The following is a 13,699-nucleotide window of genomic DNA, read 5'->3' as shown; positions in this document are numbered from 1 at the left end:
CGACTTCCTTGGTCGGATTCTGTGTTGGACCTGTCATCAGATCAGCAGCGGAACCAGCGGCACAAGAGCGCGTCCGGGACCGGATGGCACCGCCGCGGTTTATCTGACCGAGCGTCAACCACCCAGCACAGAAGGTGTATTGACCGCTATGACGGATCAGGGCAAGAGGGGCGGATACGGTCAGGCGCGGGCACCGTACGACATCTGTTCCGCAACCGGGCGGATTTTCCCGGGTTTCTCCGGTCACCCCCGCCGCACACTCCGGTCTCGCTAGCATCACGCCGGAATCACATTCAGGGGACCCACTCCGCATCGAGGAGACACCGAATGGCTTCCGGTCGTATGTCCCACAAGGGGCGCCAGCGCGCCCCCCTGCCGAGGCTCCCGCTCTTCCTGATAGCGGTCTGCCTCACGGTCACCATCGCCGCCACGGCGATCCGCGCCTTCTCCGGAGAAGGGGAGAGCGCGGTGGCCGACACCGCCGGCCGCTTCATGGGCTTCCTCGACTACTTCGCCGGCGTCTTCACCCTCCTCTCCCTCACCGGGGCGGTGGTCTGCGGCCTCACCGCCACCGACCGGCGCCTCCTCTCCCCGCGCGGCCGGCTCGCCGCGCAGTCCGTGCACCGGGCGATGTCGGTCGGGGCACTGCTGTTCCTGATCGCCCACATCGCCGTGAAGATCGTCGAGCAGGAGGCCGATCCGCTGGTCCCGCTGCTGCCCTTCGCGGGCGGCGCGACCCTCGCGGTCGGCCTCGGCACCCTCGCCGCCGACCTGATGGTGCTCACCGCGATCACCGGAATGGTCCGCGGCCGGTTCGCCGACAGCGGCCGCCCGTGGCTGTGGCGGCCGCTGCACTGCGCCGCCTACGGCTGCTGGCCGATCGCGCTGGCGCACGGTCTGTCGGCGGGCCGCCCGGCGGCGGTGTGGGTGCTGTGGAGCTACGGCACCTGCGCGGCACTGGTCGCGCTCGCCCTGCTGGTCCGGGTGCTGGGAGCGGCGGGGCAGCGCCGCTCGCGGCGGCTCGGCAGGCGCGGGCTGCGGGCCAGGCGTGCCCAGCACCCGGCGGGCGGCCGCCGGGCGGCGGCAGCGGCCCGGGCGACCTCGGCCGTACCGGCCATGCCGCTCGCCACGACCGCCGCCGTACCCGAGATGCCGACCACCCCGCCGAGGCTCCAGGCCGCGGCCTCCCGGCCGGAGTTGGAGGAGACCCACCAGCTGTCCGCGCAGGACCTGACCGAACTCACCGACCGGCTGCGGGCCTCCGCGCCCCGCGCGGAGGTCTGGGCCCGGGCCCGGCGGCCGCGCCGCCCATGGCCGCTCCGGTGGCCGCGCACCCACCGGCGCCCGCGCCGGCAGCCGCCGCACCCCCGAGCCCCCCGCGCCCGACTACCCGTACCCCTACCAGCTGCCGGACGACGTCGCCCCGGCCGCCGCTCCCCCGGCCGCCGACGGCTGGGAGAGCTACACCGGCTACCCGGCGGCGGCCGAGGAGGGCCCGTCCACCGGCGCCTGGCGGCGGCTCACCGACGGCACCCCCTTCGCCGGCAGCACCCCGCCCTGGAACCCCCCGGCGTACCAGCCCCAGCCCCAGCCCCAGTTCCACGGCCAGCCCCAGTTCCACGGGCAGGCGCAGCCCCACGGGCAGCCCCAGGCCCCCGCCCAGGCCGAGGTGCCGGCCGCCGCCCCGAGCGGGGAGGGCGGCTGGGACTACCGGGAGCACCCCGAGTACTGGCAGCACCCCCAGAACCCCGAGTACGGCCCGGGAGGCCGCTGGTGACCACCTCCGCCCCGGACGTCCTGCGGCTCGGCCCGGCCCGGCTCACCGCCGGGCTCGACCGGCTGCCCCGCCTGGACGCCCTGGCGCACTTCCACACCCACGGCCCGATGCCGCTCTACGGCCCCGACGCCCTCCTCGAACTCCTCGGCCGGATAGGCCTGCGCGGCCGCGGCGGCGCCGGATTCCCGTTCGCCCGCAAGGCCAAGGCGGTGCTGGACGCCGCCGAGCGGCTCGGCGGCGGCGCCCGCCCCGCGCGGATCGCCGTGGTGGTCAACGCCGCCGAGGGCGAGCCGGCCTGCGCCAAGGACGGCATGCTCCTCACCCGCGCCCCGCACCTGGTACTGGACGGGGCCGCGCTGGCCGCGGCCACCTTCGGCGGGGAGGAGATCGTCATCGGCCTGGCCGCCGGAAGCATCGGTGAGACCTCGATGACCGCGGCCGTCGCCGAGCACCAACTGCCGGTCCGCACCAGCGTGGTGGCCCTCCCCGAGCGGTTCGTCTCCGGCGAGTCCGGTGCGCTGCTGCGCGGGCTCTCCGGGCGCCCGGCGGTCCCCCCGCCGGTGAAGGCCCGCGCCTCCGACGGCGGCCCGGCCGGTCTGCGCGGCCTGCCCACCCTGCTGTCCAACGCCGAGACCTACGCCCAACTCGCCGTCGCGGCACGGCTGGGGCCCGACGCCTACTCCGTCGTCGGCACCCCGGAGGAGCCCGGCACGGTGCTCCTCACGGTGGCCCGGCCGGACCATCCGCGGCGGCTGCCGGTCGTCGTCGAGGTCCCCACCGGGACCCGGCTCGGCGTGGTGCTCGGCGCCTGCGGCACCGCCCCCGGCCAGGGCGTCCTGGTCGGCGGCTACCACGGCGCCTGGCTGGCGCCGCGGATCGCCGCCGAGGCCCCCCTCGCCCGGGACGCCCTGGCGGCCCTCGGCGGCGCCCTCGGCGCGGGTGCGGTGATCGCCCTGCCGCCGGAGACCTGCCCGCTGGGCGAGGTGGCCCGGGTGGCGGCCTGGCTGGCCGGGGAGTCGGCCGGCCAGTGCGGTCCCTGCCGGCTGGGCCTGCCCGACCTCGCGGGGGCGCTGGCCGCGCTGGTCGCGGGCGAGGGCGGGGCCGCGCTGGAGAGCGCGCGGGCCACCGCGGCCGCGGTCCGCGGCCGGGGCGCCTGCGCCCACCCGGACGGCACGGCCAGGTTCGTCCTGTCGGCGCTGGGCGTCTTCGCCGACGATCTGGCCGCCCATCAGCGCGGGGCCGGCTGCGGACGGCGGGTGCTCGGCGTGCTGCCGCTGCCCGGCGGGCCCGCGGGCCGGGGCGGGGGCCGCCGGGAGGCCGCCGGCGCGGACGGCGAGCGGCAGTCGGTGCTCGAGGTGGACTGGAGCCGCTGCGACGGGCACGGGCTGTGCGCGGGGCTCGCCCCCGAGCTGGTCTCCCTCGGGCCGCACGGCTACCCGGTCCTCTCCGACCAGCCCGTTCCGCCCTGGCTGATCGACCGCGCCCGGCGGGCCGTCAGCCAGTGCCCGGCGCTGGCGCTGCGGCTCGGCACCGGACGCCCCTGAGAACGCCGGAGGGGCCGCCCGCCGTGGCGGACGACCCCTCCGGTCGCAGTCCTCTGTGGAGCTATGGGGAATTGAACCCCAGACCTCTTGCATGCCATGCAAGCGCTCTACCAACTGAGCTATAGCCCCGCGCCCTCCGGGCCGTACCGGCCGCGGCGACGAGAACCACTCTACACGAGCTCAGCGATGCTTCCGAACATCCCCGGGGCGGGCGGGACCCGCCCGACACGAGCCGAAGCCGGGGTGCGGTCGATCGGCATGCGGCCGGGAGGAGAAGAGGGCCCCGGGCGATGCCGAGGGGGAGGGCCGTCGCTCCGGAGGCTTCGGCGCCGCTGCCCTACCGGCAGCGCGGCGCCCCTCGACGGAACGTCAACGGCAGTGGAGCTATGGGGAATTGAACCCCAGACCTCTTGCATGCCATGCAAGCGCTCTACCAACTGAGCTATAGCCCCGGGCGGACGGAGTGGAGCTATGGGGAATTGAACCCCAGACCTCTTGCATGCCATGCAAGCGCTCTACCAACTGAGCTATAGCCCCTTGCCGTCCGGCGAGGAAGACTTTAGCGCGACCTGGGCCGATCCGTGAAATCGCCCGGTCCCGCGGCCCCCTCGCCCGATCGGGTCCCGCCCGATCAGACGTCGTCCCCGATCACCGGCTCGGGGAGGGTCCCGGCGTTGTGCTCCAGCAGCCGCCAACTGCGCCAGCCCTCGCCGAGCACCGACCAGCAGCAGTTCGAGAGGCCGCCGAGCGACTCCCAGCTGCGCGGGTCGAGCTCCAGCAGCCGGCCGATGGTGGTGCGGATCGCACCGCCGTGGCTGACCACCACCAGCGTGCCGTTCTCCGGCAGCTTCTCCACCGCGGCGAGGACCACCGGGGCGGCCCGGTCGGCCACCTCGGTCTCCAGCTCGCCGCCGCCCCGGCGCACCGGCTCACCGCGCTTCCAGGCCGCGTAGACCTCGCCGTAGCGCTCCTGGATCTCGACGTTGGTCAGGCCCTGCCAGACCCCGGCGTAGGTCTCCCGGAGCCCGGCGTCATGGGCGACGTCCAGGCCGGTGACCGCCGAGAGCTCGGCCGCGGTACGCGCGGCCCGCTGCAGGTCGGAGGCGATGATGGCGTCCGGTTCGAGCGCCGCGAGCAGCCGGGCCGCCCGCCGGGCCTGGGCCAGGCCGGTCTCGGTGAGCGGGATGTCGGTCGTCCCCTGGAACCGGCCCTCCACGTTCCAGGCGGTCTGGCCGTGCCGCCAGAAGACGATCCGCCGACCCCGCCTGCCGCCGTTCAGCGGGCCCCCGTCTCGACGGCGGAGTCCGCCTGGCTGTCCGCGTCGGCGTCCCTGGCGGCCTCCGCGTGCTTGCCCCGGGTCGCCACGGCGTCCGGCGGCAGCTCCAGCTGCGGGCAGTCCTTCCACAGCCGCTCCAGGCTGTAGAAGTCGCGCTCCTCGGTGTGCTGGACGTGGATCACCACGTCGAAGTAGTCCAGCAGCACCCAGCGGCCGTCCCGCTCGCCCTCCCGGCGCACCGGCTTCACCCGGAGCTCCTTGGAGAGGCTCTCCTCGATCGCGTCCACGATGGACTTGACCTGGCGGTCGTTGGGCGCGGAGGCCAGCACGAAGGCGTCGGTGATGGCGAGGACCTCGCTCACGTCGTAGGCGACGACGTCGTGGGCGAGCTTGTCGGCCGCTGCCTGGGCGGCGGTGTTCACGAGCTCACGGGCCCGGTCGGTAGCGGTCACGGTCTGCTTTCTGTCGGGGTTGTCGGGACTCGGCGCGAGCGCCGCCGCCCGCGGTGGGCGGGCAGGACGGCGCGTCCGGTCTCCTCCCAGGATCTCACGCCCGCGCGCGGTCCCCGGGCGAGCGCCGGTGCGGTCCCGCCCGCCGGCTAGCCCTGGTAGTCCTTGCCCAGCACCACCAGCACGTCCGCGTTGCCCGGGACGGTGCCCTTGGCCACCGCCGCCGTGCCCAGCCCCAGCGCCTGCGCGACCTGCTGGGCCGCGGTCTGGCGAGCGGCGTCGGAGTACAGCACCTGGGTGGTGGCCCGGGCGGCGGCGGTCGTCGCGTCCCCGGAGGCCAGGCTGAAGCCGGCGTTCTGCAGGGCCGCGTCCGCCAGGCCGGTGTTCCTGCTGTTCCCGGAGCCGTTCTGGACCGCGACCTGGGCCAGGGTCCCGCCGGTCGCCCGCTGCCCGGCGCCGCCGATCACCGACTTCACCAGGGCGTCGCCGCCGGAGGCGACCGCGCCGCCGGCGGTCACCGGCAGGCTCACGGTGCGGAAGCCGCTCCGCCCGGTGTCGGTGGCCATCGCGGCCAGCGCCGCCGCCAGGTCCTTCTGCGGCAGCGACGGGTCGAGCACCGCGCCCATCCGGCCGACGTCCGAGGAGGCGGAGATGGCGTCCGTCGGGAACGCCTTCACCACCGCGGACATCACCTGGCCGAACCGGGCGAGCTGGGCGCCGGCCGGCTCGCCCTTGGCCTGGTAGGTGGCGTACGCCTCGGCTGCGGCGCCGTTCATGGTCTGGCTGCCCTGGTGGACGAGCTGCTTGCCGCCCTGGGAGATCGCCGTGTCGGCGTCCACGGTGATCCCGCCCAGGACGTCGACCAGGGTGTCCAGGAACGGGGCGTCCAGCCGCCAGGTGCCGGTGACGTGGGTGCCGAGGACGGAGTTGAGGCCGTCCCGGGTGCCGCTCGCGGACTGCTGGTCCCAGGAGCCGCCGAGGGCCATCGGGGAGCCGCCGTCCTGCGGCACCTTCAGGGTGTCCGGGATCAGCAGCGCGCCGGCCCGGTGGGTGGTGGGGTCGTCGACCATCAGCGCGGTCGAGGTCTTCCCGTTCAGGCTGCGCAGATAGACGGAGATCACCTGGCGCTGGGCGGCCGGCAGCGAGCCGCCGCCGGAGGACGAGCCGAACTTCATCCGCCCGCTGGCGAACAGGTATCCCGCACCGCCGGCCACCACCAGCACCAGCAGCACCAGCACGGCGATGCCGCGGCGGCGGACCGAGCGGCGGCGCTCGTCCCGGCGCTCGCCGCGGGTCTCGGTGAACTTCAGCCAGTCGATGACGTCCTCGGAGGACTCCTCCTCGTCCTCGACGAAGGCGAACTCGCCGGTGTCGTAGTTGGCCTTGCCCCGCGGCGCGGAGGGGTCCTCGGCCGGCGTCCGCGGCGGCGGGGGGCCGACCCCGGTCGCCTGCGCGCCCTGCGGGACCTGCGGCGCCTGCCCCGGCATGGCGAACTGCCCGGTGGAGTACCCCTGTTGGGCCGGTGGCTGCTGGGGGTACGGGGGCTGCTGGGCGCCCGGCCCGCCGTAGCCGCCGGAGCCGGCGTAGGGGTCCACGACCGGGTATCCGCCGGTGTCGTAGCCGCCGTTCTGATAGCCGCCGTCCTGGTACCCCGCCGGCGCCCCGCCCGGCCAGCCCTGGCCGTGGCCCTGGCCCGGGACCTGCCCCGGGTACGGGCCGCCGGGCTGCTGCGGGGGTTGCTGGGGCTGCTGCTGCGCAGGCGGCGGCTGCTGCCCGGGCGGGTAGCCGCCCTGCGCATAGGGGTAGTCGGCGGCGCCCGGCGCCGGAGGGTACGGGCGCCCCGCGCCCTCGGGCGGATAGCCGCCCTGGTACTGCTGCGGGTAGCCGCCGTAGGGGTAGTCGGCCTGCGGGGGCTGCGCATAGGGGTCCACCGGCGGTTGGTCGCCGGTGTCGCCGTACCCGTCGTACGGGTCAGTGCTGCCGGTCACGCGCTGATGCCTCCGGTGTCTTGCGCGGCGATGCGCACCCCCCGTGCCTACGTATGACTCAACGGCCCTGGTACAGCGAGCGTTTGCTGATGTACTGGACCACGCCGTCCGGAACCAGGTACCAGACGGGCTCCCCGCGCGCCACCCTCTCACGGCAGTCGGTGGAGGAGATCGCCATCGCGGGAACCTCCACCAGCGACACTCCGCCCTTGGGGAGGCCGGGGTCCGCGAGTGTATGCCCTGGACGGGTGACGCCGATGAAGTGTGCCAGGTCGAAGAGCTCGTCCGCGTTCCGCCAGGAGAAGATCTGGCCCAGCGCGTCGGCGCCCGTGATGAAGAAGAGGTCGGCGTCCTGGTGCTCGCTGCGGAGCTCGCGGAGGGTGTCCGTGGTGTAGGTCGGACCGCCGCGGTCGATGTCGATGCGGCTCACCGAGAAGCGGGGATTGGAGGCGGTCGCGATGACCGTCATCAGATAGCGGTCCTCGGCGGCGGTGACCTGGCGGCCGTCCTTCTGCCAGGGCCGGCCGGTCGGGACGAACACGACCTCGTCGAGGTGGAAGGCGCTCGCCACCTCGCTGGCCGCGACCAGGTGGCCGTGGTGAATGGGGTCGAAGGTTCCGCCCATCACACCGAGGCGCTTCTTCACCGGCCCGTTCTCGGGCTCAGCGTGCGTTTCCATGCCGAGTCACCCTACGTGATCCGGCCACGTGTTCCCGTCCCGGAGCAGACGGGAACACGGAACCGGCTCAGCGGTCGTGGTTGAAACGGGTGGTGATCCACAGCAGGATCAGCAGGGCCGCCAGGGCACCGCCACCGGTCAGGATCGGGTTGAGGCTGTTGTGCCGACCCCCCTCGGCGAGGACGGTGAGGGCGTGGGCTGCGGCGGTGTGGGTCATGGCGGTCGGACCTTCTCCTCGCGGTGACGCGGTGTGGACGAGCTCATGGTACGGGCTGGCCTCCGCCGACTGCTCGGCGGCTCGGCCGAACCGGCCCGGCGTGAGCCGGGGGTGGGCTCAGTCGTCCCCGCCGCCGTAGCCGCGCAGCAGGACGACGGCGAGGAAGACCACGCCGACCACCGCGACGATCACGATGATCCGCAGGAACATCCCCGGACCGGAACCGTCGGAGATCGGCGCCGCCATCAGGTCGAGTGCGGAGGACGGGTTCATGGCGCGAAAGACTCCTCGGGCGCGCGAATGCGGACAACTCAGATTAGCCCCGGCATCAGCGGCTTCCGTCGGCACCCCTCCGCCGCGCGCCGGGGCCGCGTAGGGTGGCGACCGGGGACGAGCTCATGGGGCCGCGGACCAGGGGAGGACACGCAGCGATGAGCCAGACCAACGGCGGTAGCGGGCACGGGGACGGCGGAGAGCGGTTGCCCGGACGGACGCGGAAGCGCTTCCCGGGGATCTCCACCCGGGCCTGGGAGCACCCGGCGGACCGTTCCGCGCTGGTCGCCCTGCGCCGGCTCACCGGCTTCGACGAGGTGCTGAAGCGGCTGGCCGGGCTGGTCTCGGAGCGGTCGGTGCGACTGCTCTTCCTGGCCACCGCGGTCCGGGCCTCCGAGCGGCAGTTCCCCGAGCTGCAGGACCTGGTGCGGGACGCGGCCTACACGCTGGACCTGGAGAAGGTCCCCGCGCTGTACGTCAGCCAGGACCCGCAGGTGAACGCGTACTGCATCGGGATGGACACCCCGGTGATCGTGGTCACCACGGGACTTGTCGAGCTGCTGGACCACGAGGAGCTGCGGGCCGTCGTCGGCCACGAGGTGGCGCACGCGATGTCCGGGCACGCCGTGTACCGGACGATGCTGCTGATCCTCACCAACCTCGCCACCAAGGTGGCCTGGATACCGCTCGGCAACCTGGCGATCATGGCGATCGTCACCGCGCTGAAGGAGTGGTTCCGGAAGTCCGAGGTCTCCTGCGACCGGGCCGGGCTGCTGGTCGGCCAGGACCTCCAGGCCTCGCTGCGCGGGCTGATGAAGCTGGCCGGCGGCCACAACCTGGGCGAGATGAACATAGACGCCTTCCTGGAGCAGGCCGAGGAGTACGAGAAGGCCGGCGACCTGCGGGACGGCGTCCTGAAGCTGCTTCAGGTGCTGCCGCAGACCCATCCGTTCGCGGTGGTGCGGGCCGCCCAGCTGAAGAAGTGGGGGGAGAGCGAGGAGTACCGCTCGATCCTCGCGGGGGCGTACCCGCGGCGGGAGGACGACCCGCGGACCTCGGTGAGCGACCAGATCAAGGCCGGCGCGGACAGCTACGCGCAGACCATCCGCGACAGCAAGGACCCGCTGATGGGCCTCCTCCGCGACATCGCCGGCGGCGCGGGCGACGTCGGCGGCAAGCTGCGGGACGTCTTCACGGGCGGCAACGGCGGCGCGCGCGGCGGCAGCGGCGAGCGGAGCGACGAGGAGCGCTGAGCTCCCGCCTCCCGGCGCCGGGGCGCCACCCTCGCCCCGGGCCGCGCTGCTCCGCTAGAGCGTCGCGCGGGAGAGGGTGCCGCAGACTTGCCAGGCCGGGGCGTTGTGGTCGAAGGGATCGACGCTCGTCCCCGGCGACGGGGACGGCCGCTTGGACGGGAACGTCGGCTGGAGGTACGCGGACGGGTTCGCGTCGCAGGCCATCGGCCCGGCCTGGGTCACGGAGTCCGCGATCTCCATCCGGGACGCCGCCAGATCGTCGTGGGAGAAGCGGTACACCAGATCCCGCCGCACGGTGAACAGCACCGTCGGCCCGGTCGTCCGCGCCTGCCGCAAGGCGTACACGAAGGTGTGATCGCTGGTCACCTGCAGGGTGTCGGCCCCCGCCTCGGAGAAGTGCACCCTGCCGGTCACCCGCACCTCGGGGCTGGCCAGCAGCACCTGCTTCGGGTTGAAGCGCACCATCCAGCCGGTGACCTCGTGCCTGCGGTCGTTGCGCGGATTGGCCAGGCTGCTGTCGAACTGCTGGACCTCGTTGGGGTCGAGCAGCTCGCGGACGGCGTCGGTGCCCGCGTTCGGCCCGGTGCCGCTGAGCACGGTCGGCTCCAGGGAGGAGTCCTGGAGGTAGGTCTGCACCTCGGTGAGGGCGCGCAGCACCTGGTCGGCGGAGAAGTGGCTGGTGTCCGCCGGGCTGGGCAGCGAGATGCCGGCCTCGCCGATCGGAAAGCCCTCGACGGCCGTCCCGGCGAACGGGTCGTCGGCCGACGGGCTGGGGTCGGCCGAGGTGGAGGAGTGGTTACCGCTGGAGGCCGAGCCGGTGGGCGGAGAGGCCTGCGCCGACGCGGAGGAGGACGAGGCCGAGGCGGCGGCGGAGGACGAGGCGGAGGCGGTGGCCTTCGGCGAGGCCGTGGCCGACGCCCCCTTGCCCGCCGGAAGCGCCCTGCCGGTGGGCACCCCGCCCGGGCCGGCCTGCAGCGGGATGACCGACATGCTCAGTTCGATCCCGCCGTTGACGGTCTCCCGGTACGGATGCCGGACGCCCATGTACACCGCTGCGGCGAAGGCCATGGCGATCAGCAGCATCAGCGCCAGCGCCTGCCGGGGCAGCACGCCGGTGCGCTCGCTCCGCCGGTCCTCGATCGGGCGCGCGGCCGCGGAGAGCCGCTCCTGCGCGGAGAGTTCCTGGATGCGGGCAGCCCGGATGAAGGACTCGTCGAACACGACGGAGCGAAACTCGTCGTCACCCCCGGGAGTGCCTTCGGGCAGGCCATCCGGGGGCCCTCCCCGGCCACCCATGACTCAAGAGTAATTCTCCGCGCACCCTCGAACGACCCCCCTCGGGGTCCGAATCCCAGCGGCGGGTAGGAATCCGGACAGAACCGGGAACGATTCCGGACGGAGCCGACAATTCTCCAGCGATAAAAGGCCGGCGACGAAGCGTCAGATGAAGCACCGGCGAACGCAGAGCCGGTGACGGGCGTTCAGCCCGAGCTCACCGAGGGCGCCGGGGAGGACGGGCGGGTGGCGCCGGACCGGATGCCACTGTCCGTGGAGGCGGCGCCGTGGCTGCTCTCCGGTGAACTGCTCGGCACGGGGATCATCGGATGCGTCCCGCCGCTGTTGACCCCGCGGTACACGGCGGCCGCCGCCAGCAGCACCACACCGACGCCCATCACCAGCGCCAGCACCCAGGCCACCCCGCGCTGCCAGCGGGACTGCCCGCCGTAGCCGGCCCAGTTCTGCTGGTAGCCGCCGGGGCCGCCGCCGTACCAGTGGCCGACCCGGTAGCGGGCGCCGCCGCCGAGCGGGCGGAGTTCCAGCGGCAGGCCGCCGGAGCCGGTTCGTCCGTCCGGGTCGTCCGGATCGGCCTCGTCGATGTCGTCGAGGTCGCCGGCCTCACCGGCGTCGGCCTCGTCGTTCGGCTCCGCCGGGGTTCCGCGGCGGCCGGGGCCGGCGGTGTTCTCCCGGGTCTCCCGCTCCAGCCTGGCCTCGACAGCGGCGAGTATCCGCTCCTCGGCGGTGGGCTCGTGCACCTGGGCACCGCGTACGAAGGACTCGTCGAAGACCACGGCGGCGTAGTCGTCGCCGTCGTCTCCGTGATCCCAGCCCTCCGGGTACGGCAGGCCTCCCGCGTCCTTCGGCATATCAGCAGCCTATTACCTGGGACTCGGTTTGTCTGTGCCGTCGGGAGAGGTGCGGAACCTCCGGGGGAAGGGCCGACGACCCGTCAGGGCCCTTCAGCGGACGTGCCCGTCGCCGGTGACGATCCACTTGGTGGAGGTCAGCTCCGGCAGCCCCATCGGCCCGCGGGCGTGCAGCTTCTGGGTGGAGATGCCGATCTCCGCGCCGAAGCCGAACTGGCCGCCGTCGGTGAACCGGGTGGAGGCGTTCACCGCCACCGTGGTCGAGTCGACCAGCTTGGTGAAGCGCCGGGCGGCCGGCTGCGAGCGGGTGACGATGACCTCGGTGTGCCCGGAGGACCACAGGCCGATGTGGTCGACGGCGGCGTCCAGCGAGTCCACCACCCGGGCGGCGATGTCGTAGGAGAGGTACTCGGTCTCCCAGTCCTCCGGCTCGGCCGGCACCACGTCCGCCTCGACGCCCTCGGCCAGCGCCAGGACCGCCGGGTCGGCGTGCACCGTCACCCCCGCGTCGGCCAGCGCGGCCAGCGCGCGCGGCACGAACTCGGCCGCGATCTCCTGGTGCACCAGCAGCGTCTCCGCCGCGTTGCACACGCTCACCCGCTGGGCCTTGGAGTTGATCAGGATCTCCACGGCCATGTCGAGGTCCGCGTCGGCGTCCACGTAGACGTGGCAGTTGCCGGTGCCGGTCTCGATCACCGGAACGGTGGACTGCTCGACGACCGTCCGGATCAGCGAGGCCCCGCCGCGCGGGATCAGCACGTCGACCATTCCGCGGGCGCGCATCAGCTCGGTGACCGACTCCCGGCTCTCGCCGGGGACCAGCTGGACCGCGTCGGCCGGCAGGCCCGCTCCCCCGACGGCGTCCCGGAGCACCTCCACCAGCTTGGTGTTGGAGGCGTAGGCGCTGGACGAGCCGCGCAGCAGCACGGCGTTGCCGGACTTCAGGCAGAGCGCGGCCGCGTCCACGGTCACGTTCGGCCGGGCCTCGTAGATGATCCCCACCACCCCGAGGGGGACCCGGACCTGGCGCAGGTCCAGGCCGTTCGGCAGGGTCGAGCCGCGCAGCACCTCGCCGACCGGGTCGGGCAGCCCGGCGACCTTGCGGACGTCCTCCGCGATCGCGGTGATCCGCTCCCGGGTGAGGGTCAGCCGGTCGACGATGGCGTCGCTGGTGCCGGCCGCCTTGGCCCGGGCGGTGTCCTCGGCGTTGGCGTCCAGGATCTCCTTGGTGCGGACCTGGAGGGCGTCGGCGATCGCCAGCAGGGCGTCGTCCTTCTCCGCGCGGGTCATCGGGGCGAGCCCACGGGCCGCGCCGCGGGCGCGGTAGGCCGCGCGCAGCACCGGGGACTCGGGCAGCGGGGACGGCAGCGAGTAGCCGGCGGTCGGCGAGTTCGGCGTGGGCTCGGTCGACGAGGTCATGGCGCCAGGGTACGGCGCGGGGCGGGGCGGCCGCCGCGCCGTCCACGGTTCGGTCGGCCGTGCGCGGCCGGCGTCGAGCCGGCGCGGCCGGTGCCGCCGGTGGGCGGGCCGGCCGCCGGAACGCGGGTCAGTACGGGTGGACCCCGCCCAGGAAGGCCGGCGGTCCGCCGAACCCCTCCGCCACCCGCTTGTGGTAGGTCGGCCGGTCCACCACCTCGAGGCCGACGATCTCCCAGGCGGGCAGCCGGGCGCTGACCCGGTGCTCGCCCCACAGCCGGAGCGCCAGGGCCGCCGCGTCATGCAGGTCGCGCGCCTGCTCCCAGTACCGGATCTCGGCGTGGTCCTCGGCGTATCTGCCGGTCAGCAGGAAGGGGTGGTCGTGGGCCAACTGCTCCAGGCCGCGCCGGAGTTCGGGCAGCGGCGTGCGCTTCCCCGCCACGCTGAGGACGACGTGCCAGAGCCGGGGGGCGGGCTCCTCCTCCGCCTCGTCGCCCACCTCGCCGACGCTCGCCGCCCGCTCCGCAGCGGCCCGGGCCGCCTCCTCCGCGTCCTCGGCGGCAGCCCGGACGCGGGCCACCGCTCGCGGGCCGGCACGCCCGCCTCCGGACTCCGGGGCGCCCTGCGGACGGCCGTTCGGCCCGCCGCGTCCGCCTGGGATACCGGTCAGCACCGGTTCAGCC

Annotated in this window: 12 protein-coding genes and 3 tRNA genes; 2 read left to right on the top strand and 13 right to left on the bottom strand. The window is 74.3% G+C overall.

Going from position 1 to position 13,699, the window contains the following annotated elements; translation table 11 throughout:
• The first annotated feature begins 327 nt into the window (after positions 1 to 327).
• A complete protein-coding gene (locus BS73_RS39935; RefSeq protein ID WP_235215528.1) occupies positions 328 to 3,321 on the top strand; it encodes an NADH-quinone oxidoreductase subunit NuoF family protein in 2,994 nt (997 codons plus the stop codon).
• 56 nt (positions 3,322 to 3,377) lie between these two features.
• On the opposite strand, the gene BS73_RS26015 is transcribed toward BS73_RS39935, so the two are convergent.
• The 9 genes from BS73_RS26015 to BS73_RS38905 all read right to left on the bottom strand — a co-directional run bounded on the left by BS73_RS26015 (position 3,378) and on the right by BS73_RS38905 (position 8,203).
• Positions 3,378 to 3,450: transfer RNA gene (locus BS73_RS26015), tRNA-Ala, on the bottom strand.
• Between the two features lie 250 nt (positions 3,451 to 3,700).
• Positions 3,701 to 3,773: transfer RNA gene (locus tag BS73_RS26010), tRNA-Ala, on the bottom strand.
• 12 nt (positions 3,774 to 3,785) lie between these two features.
• Positions 3,786 to 3,858 (bottom strand) — tRNA-Ala (locus tag BS73_RS26005).
• Between the two features lie 94 nt (positions 3,859 to 3,952).
• Positions 3,953 to 4,600, bottom strand: coding sequence for a histidine phosphatase family protein (locus BS73_RS26000; protein ID WP_037581147.1), 648 nt, complete (start codon positions 4,598 to 4,600; stop codon positions 3,953 to 3,955).
• The gene (gene rsfS, locus BS73_RS25995) at positions 4,597 to 5,049 is read right to left on the bottom strand and encodes a ribosome silencing factor (protein WP_037576447.1); all 453 of its coding nucleotides are present in this window, start codon (positions 5,047 to 5,049) and stop codon (positions 4,597 to 4,599) included. Before rsfS ends, BS73_RS26000 begins: the two co-directional genes overlap by 4 nt.
• Positions 5,050 to 5,195: 146 nt before the next feature.
• Positions 5,196 to 7,034: an LCP family protein gene (locus BS73_RS25990; protein ID WP_037576444.1), complete on the bottom strand. Its 1,839-nt coding sequence runs from the start codon at positions 7,032 to 7,034 to the stop codon at positions 5,196 to 5,198.
• 58 nt (positions 7,035 to 7,092) lie between these two features.
• Positions 7,093 to 7,713, bottom strand: a complete 621-nt coding sequence (gene nadD, locus BS73_RS25985) for a nicotinate-nucleotide adenylyltransferase (RefSeq protein ID WP_037576441.1) — start codon at positions 7,711 to 7,713, stop codon at positions 7,093 to 7,095.
• A 67-nt stretch (positions 7,714 to 7,780) separates the two neighbouring features.
• Complete coding sequence (locus BS73_RS38910) at positions 7,781 to 7,930, bottom strand: hypothetical protein (RefSeq protein WP_200886733.1); 150 nt, start codon at positions 7,928 to 7,930, stop codon at positions 7,781 to 7,783.
• A gap of 117 nt (positions 7,931 to 8,047) precedes the next feature.
• Positions 8,048 to 8,203, bottom strand: a complete 156-nt coding sequence (locus BS73_RS38905) for a hypothetical protein (RefSeq protein WP_200886853.1) — start codon at positions 8,201 to 8,203, stop codon at positions 8,048 to 8,050.
• Positions 8,204 to 8,361: 158 nt separating this feature from the next.
• Between BS73_RS38905 and BS73_RS25980 the strand changes: the two genes are divergently transcribed.
• Positions 8,362 to 9,456 carry a M48 family metallopeptidase gene (locus BS73_RS25980; RefSeq protein WP_037576440.1) on the top strand — a complete coding sequence of 365 codons (1,095 nt, stop codon included), beginning with the start codon at positions 8,362 to 8,364 and terminating at the stop codon, positions 9,454 to 9,456.
• Between the two features lie 54 nt (positions 9,457 to 9,510).
• Here BS73_RS25980 and BS73_RS25975 read toward each other — a convergent pair whose 3' ends face one another.
• The 4 genes from BS73_RS25975 to BS73_RS35065 form a co-directional block, all read right to left on the bottom strand.
• A complete protein-coding gene (locus BS73_RS25975) occupies positions 9,511 to 10,752 on the bottom strand; it encodes an SCO2583 family membrane protein (RefSeq protein ID WP_037576438.1) in 1,242 nt (413 codons plus the stop codon).
• Between the two features lie 185 nt (positions 10,753 to 10,937).
• Positions 10,938 to 11,600, bottom strand: a complete 663-nt coding sequence (locus tag BS73_RS25970) for an SCO2584 family spore wall biosynthesis protein (RefSeq protein ID WP_051940609.1) — start codon at positions 11,598 to 11,600, stop codon at positions 10,938 to 10,940.
• Positions 11,601 to 11,693: 93 nt separating this feature from the next.
• Entirely contained in the window at positions 11,694 to 13,019 is a 1,326-nt protein-coding gene (locus BS73_RS25965) for a glutamate-5-semialdehyde dehydrogenase (protein WP_084704370.1), read from the bottom strand.
• 127 nt (positions 13,020 to 13,146) lie between these two features.
• Positions 13,147 to 13,689 carry a hypothetical protein gene (locus BS73_RS35065; protein WP_084704369.1) on the bottom strand — a complete coding sequence of 181 codons (543 nt, stop codon included), beginning with the start codon at positions 13,687 to 13,689 and terminating at the stop codon, positions 13,147 to 13,149.
• Positions 13,690 to 13,699: the final 10 nt, after the last annotated feature.

The sequence above is a fragment of the Phaeacidiphilus oryzae TH49 genome (assembly GCF_000744815.1).
GTDB classification, from domain to species: Bacteria; Actinomycetota; Actinomycetes; order Streptomycetales; family Streptomycetaceae; genus Phaeacidiphilus; species Phaeacidiphilus oryzae.
This window is presented reverse-complemented; position numbering and strand designations above follow the sequence as displayed.

What these genes read in the sequence shown, in the direction of transcription:
- nadD (WP_037576441.1), bottom strand. Translation starts at nt 7,713, where the DNA reads ATGGAAACGCACGCTGAGCCCGAGAACGGGCCGGTGAAGAAGCGCCTC.
- BS73_RS25970 (WP_051940609.1), bottom strand. Translation starts at nt 11,600, where the DNA reads ATGCCGAAGGACGCGGGAGGCCTGCCGTACCCGGAGGGCTGGGATCAC.
- BS73_RS25980 (WP_037576440.1), top strand. Translation starts at nt 8,362, where the DNA reads ATGAGCCAGACCAACGGCGGTAGCGGGCACGGGGACGGCGGAGAGCGG.
- BS73_RS38905 (WP_200886853.1), bottom strand. Translation starts at nt 8,203, where the DNA reads ATGAACCCGTCCTCCGCACTCGACCTGATGGCGGCGCCGATCTCCGAC.
- BS73_RS39935 (WP_235215528.1), top strand. Translation starts at nt 328, where the DNA reads ATGGCTTCCGGTCGTATGTCCCACAAGGGGCGCCAGCGCGCCCCCCTG.
- BS73_RS25975 (WP_037576438.1), bottom strand. Translation starts at nt 10,752, where the DNA reads ATGGGTGGCCGGGGAGGGCCCCCGGATGGCCTGCCCGAAGGCACTCCC.
- BS73_RS25965 (WP_084704370.1), bottom strand. Translation starts at nt 13,019, where the DNA reads ATGACCTCGTCGACCGAGCCCACGCCGAACTCGCCGACCGCCGGCTAC.
- BS73_RS38910 (WP_200886733.1), bottom strand. Translation starts at nt 7,930, where the DNA reads ATGACCCACACCGCCGCAGCCCACGCCCTCACCGTCCTCGCCGAGGGG.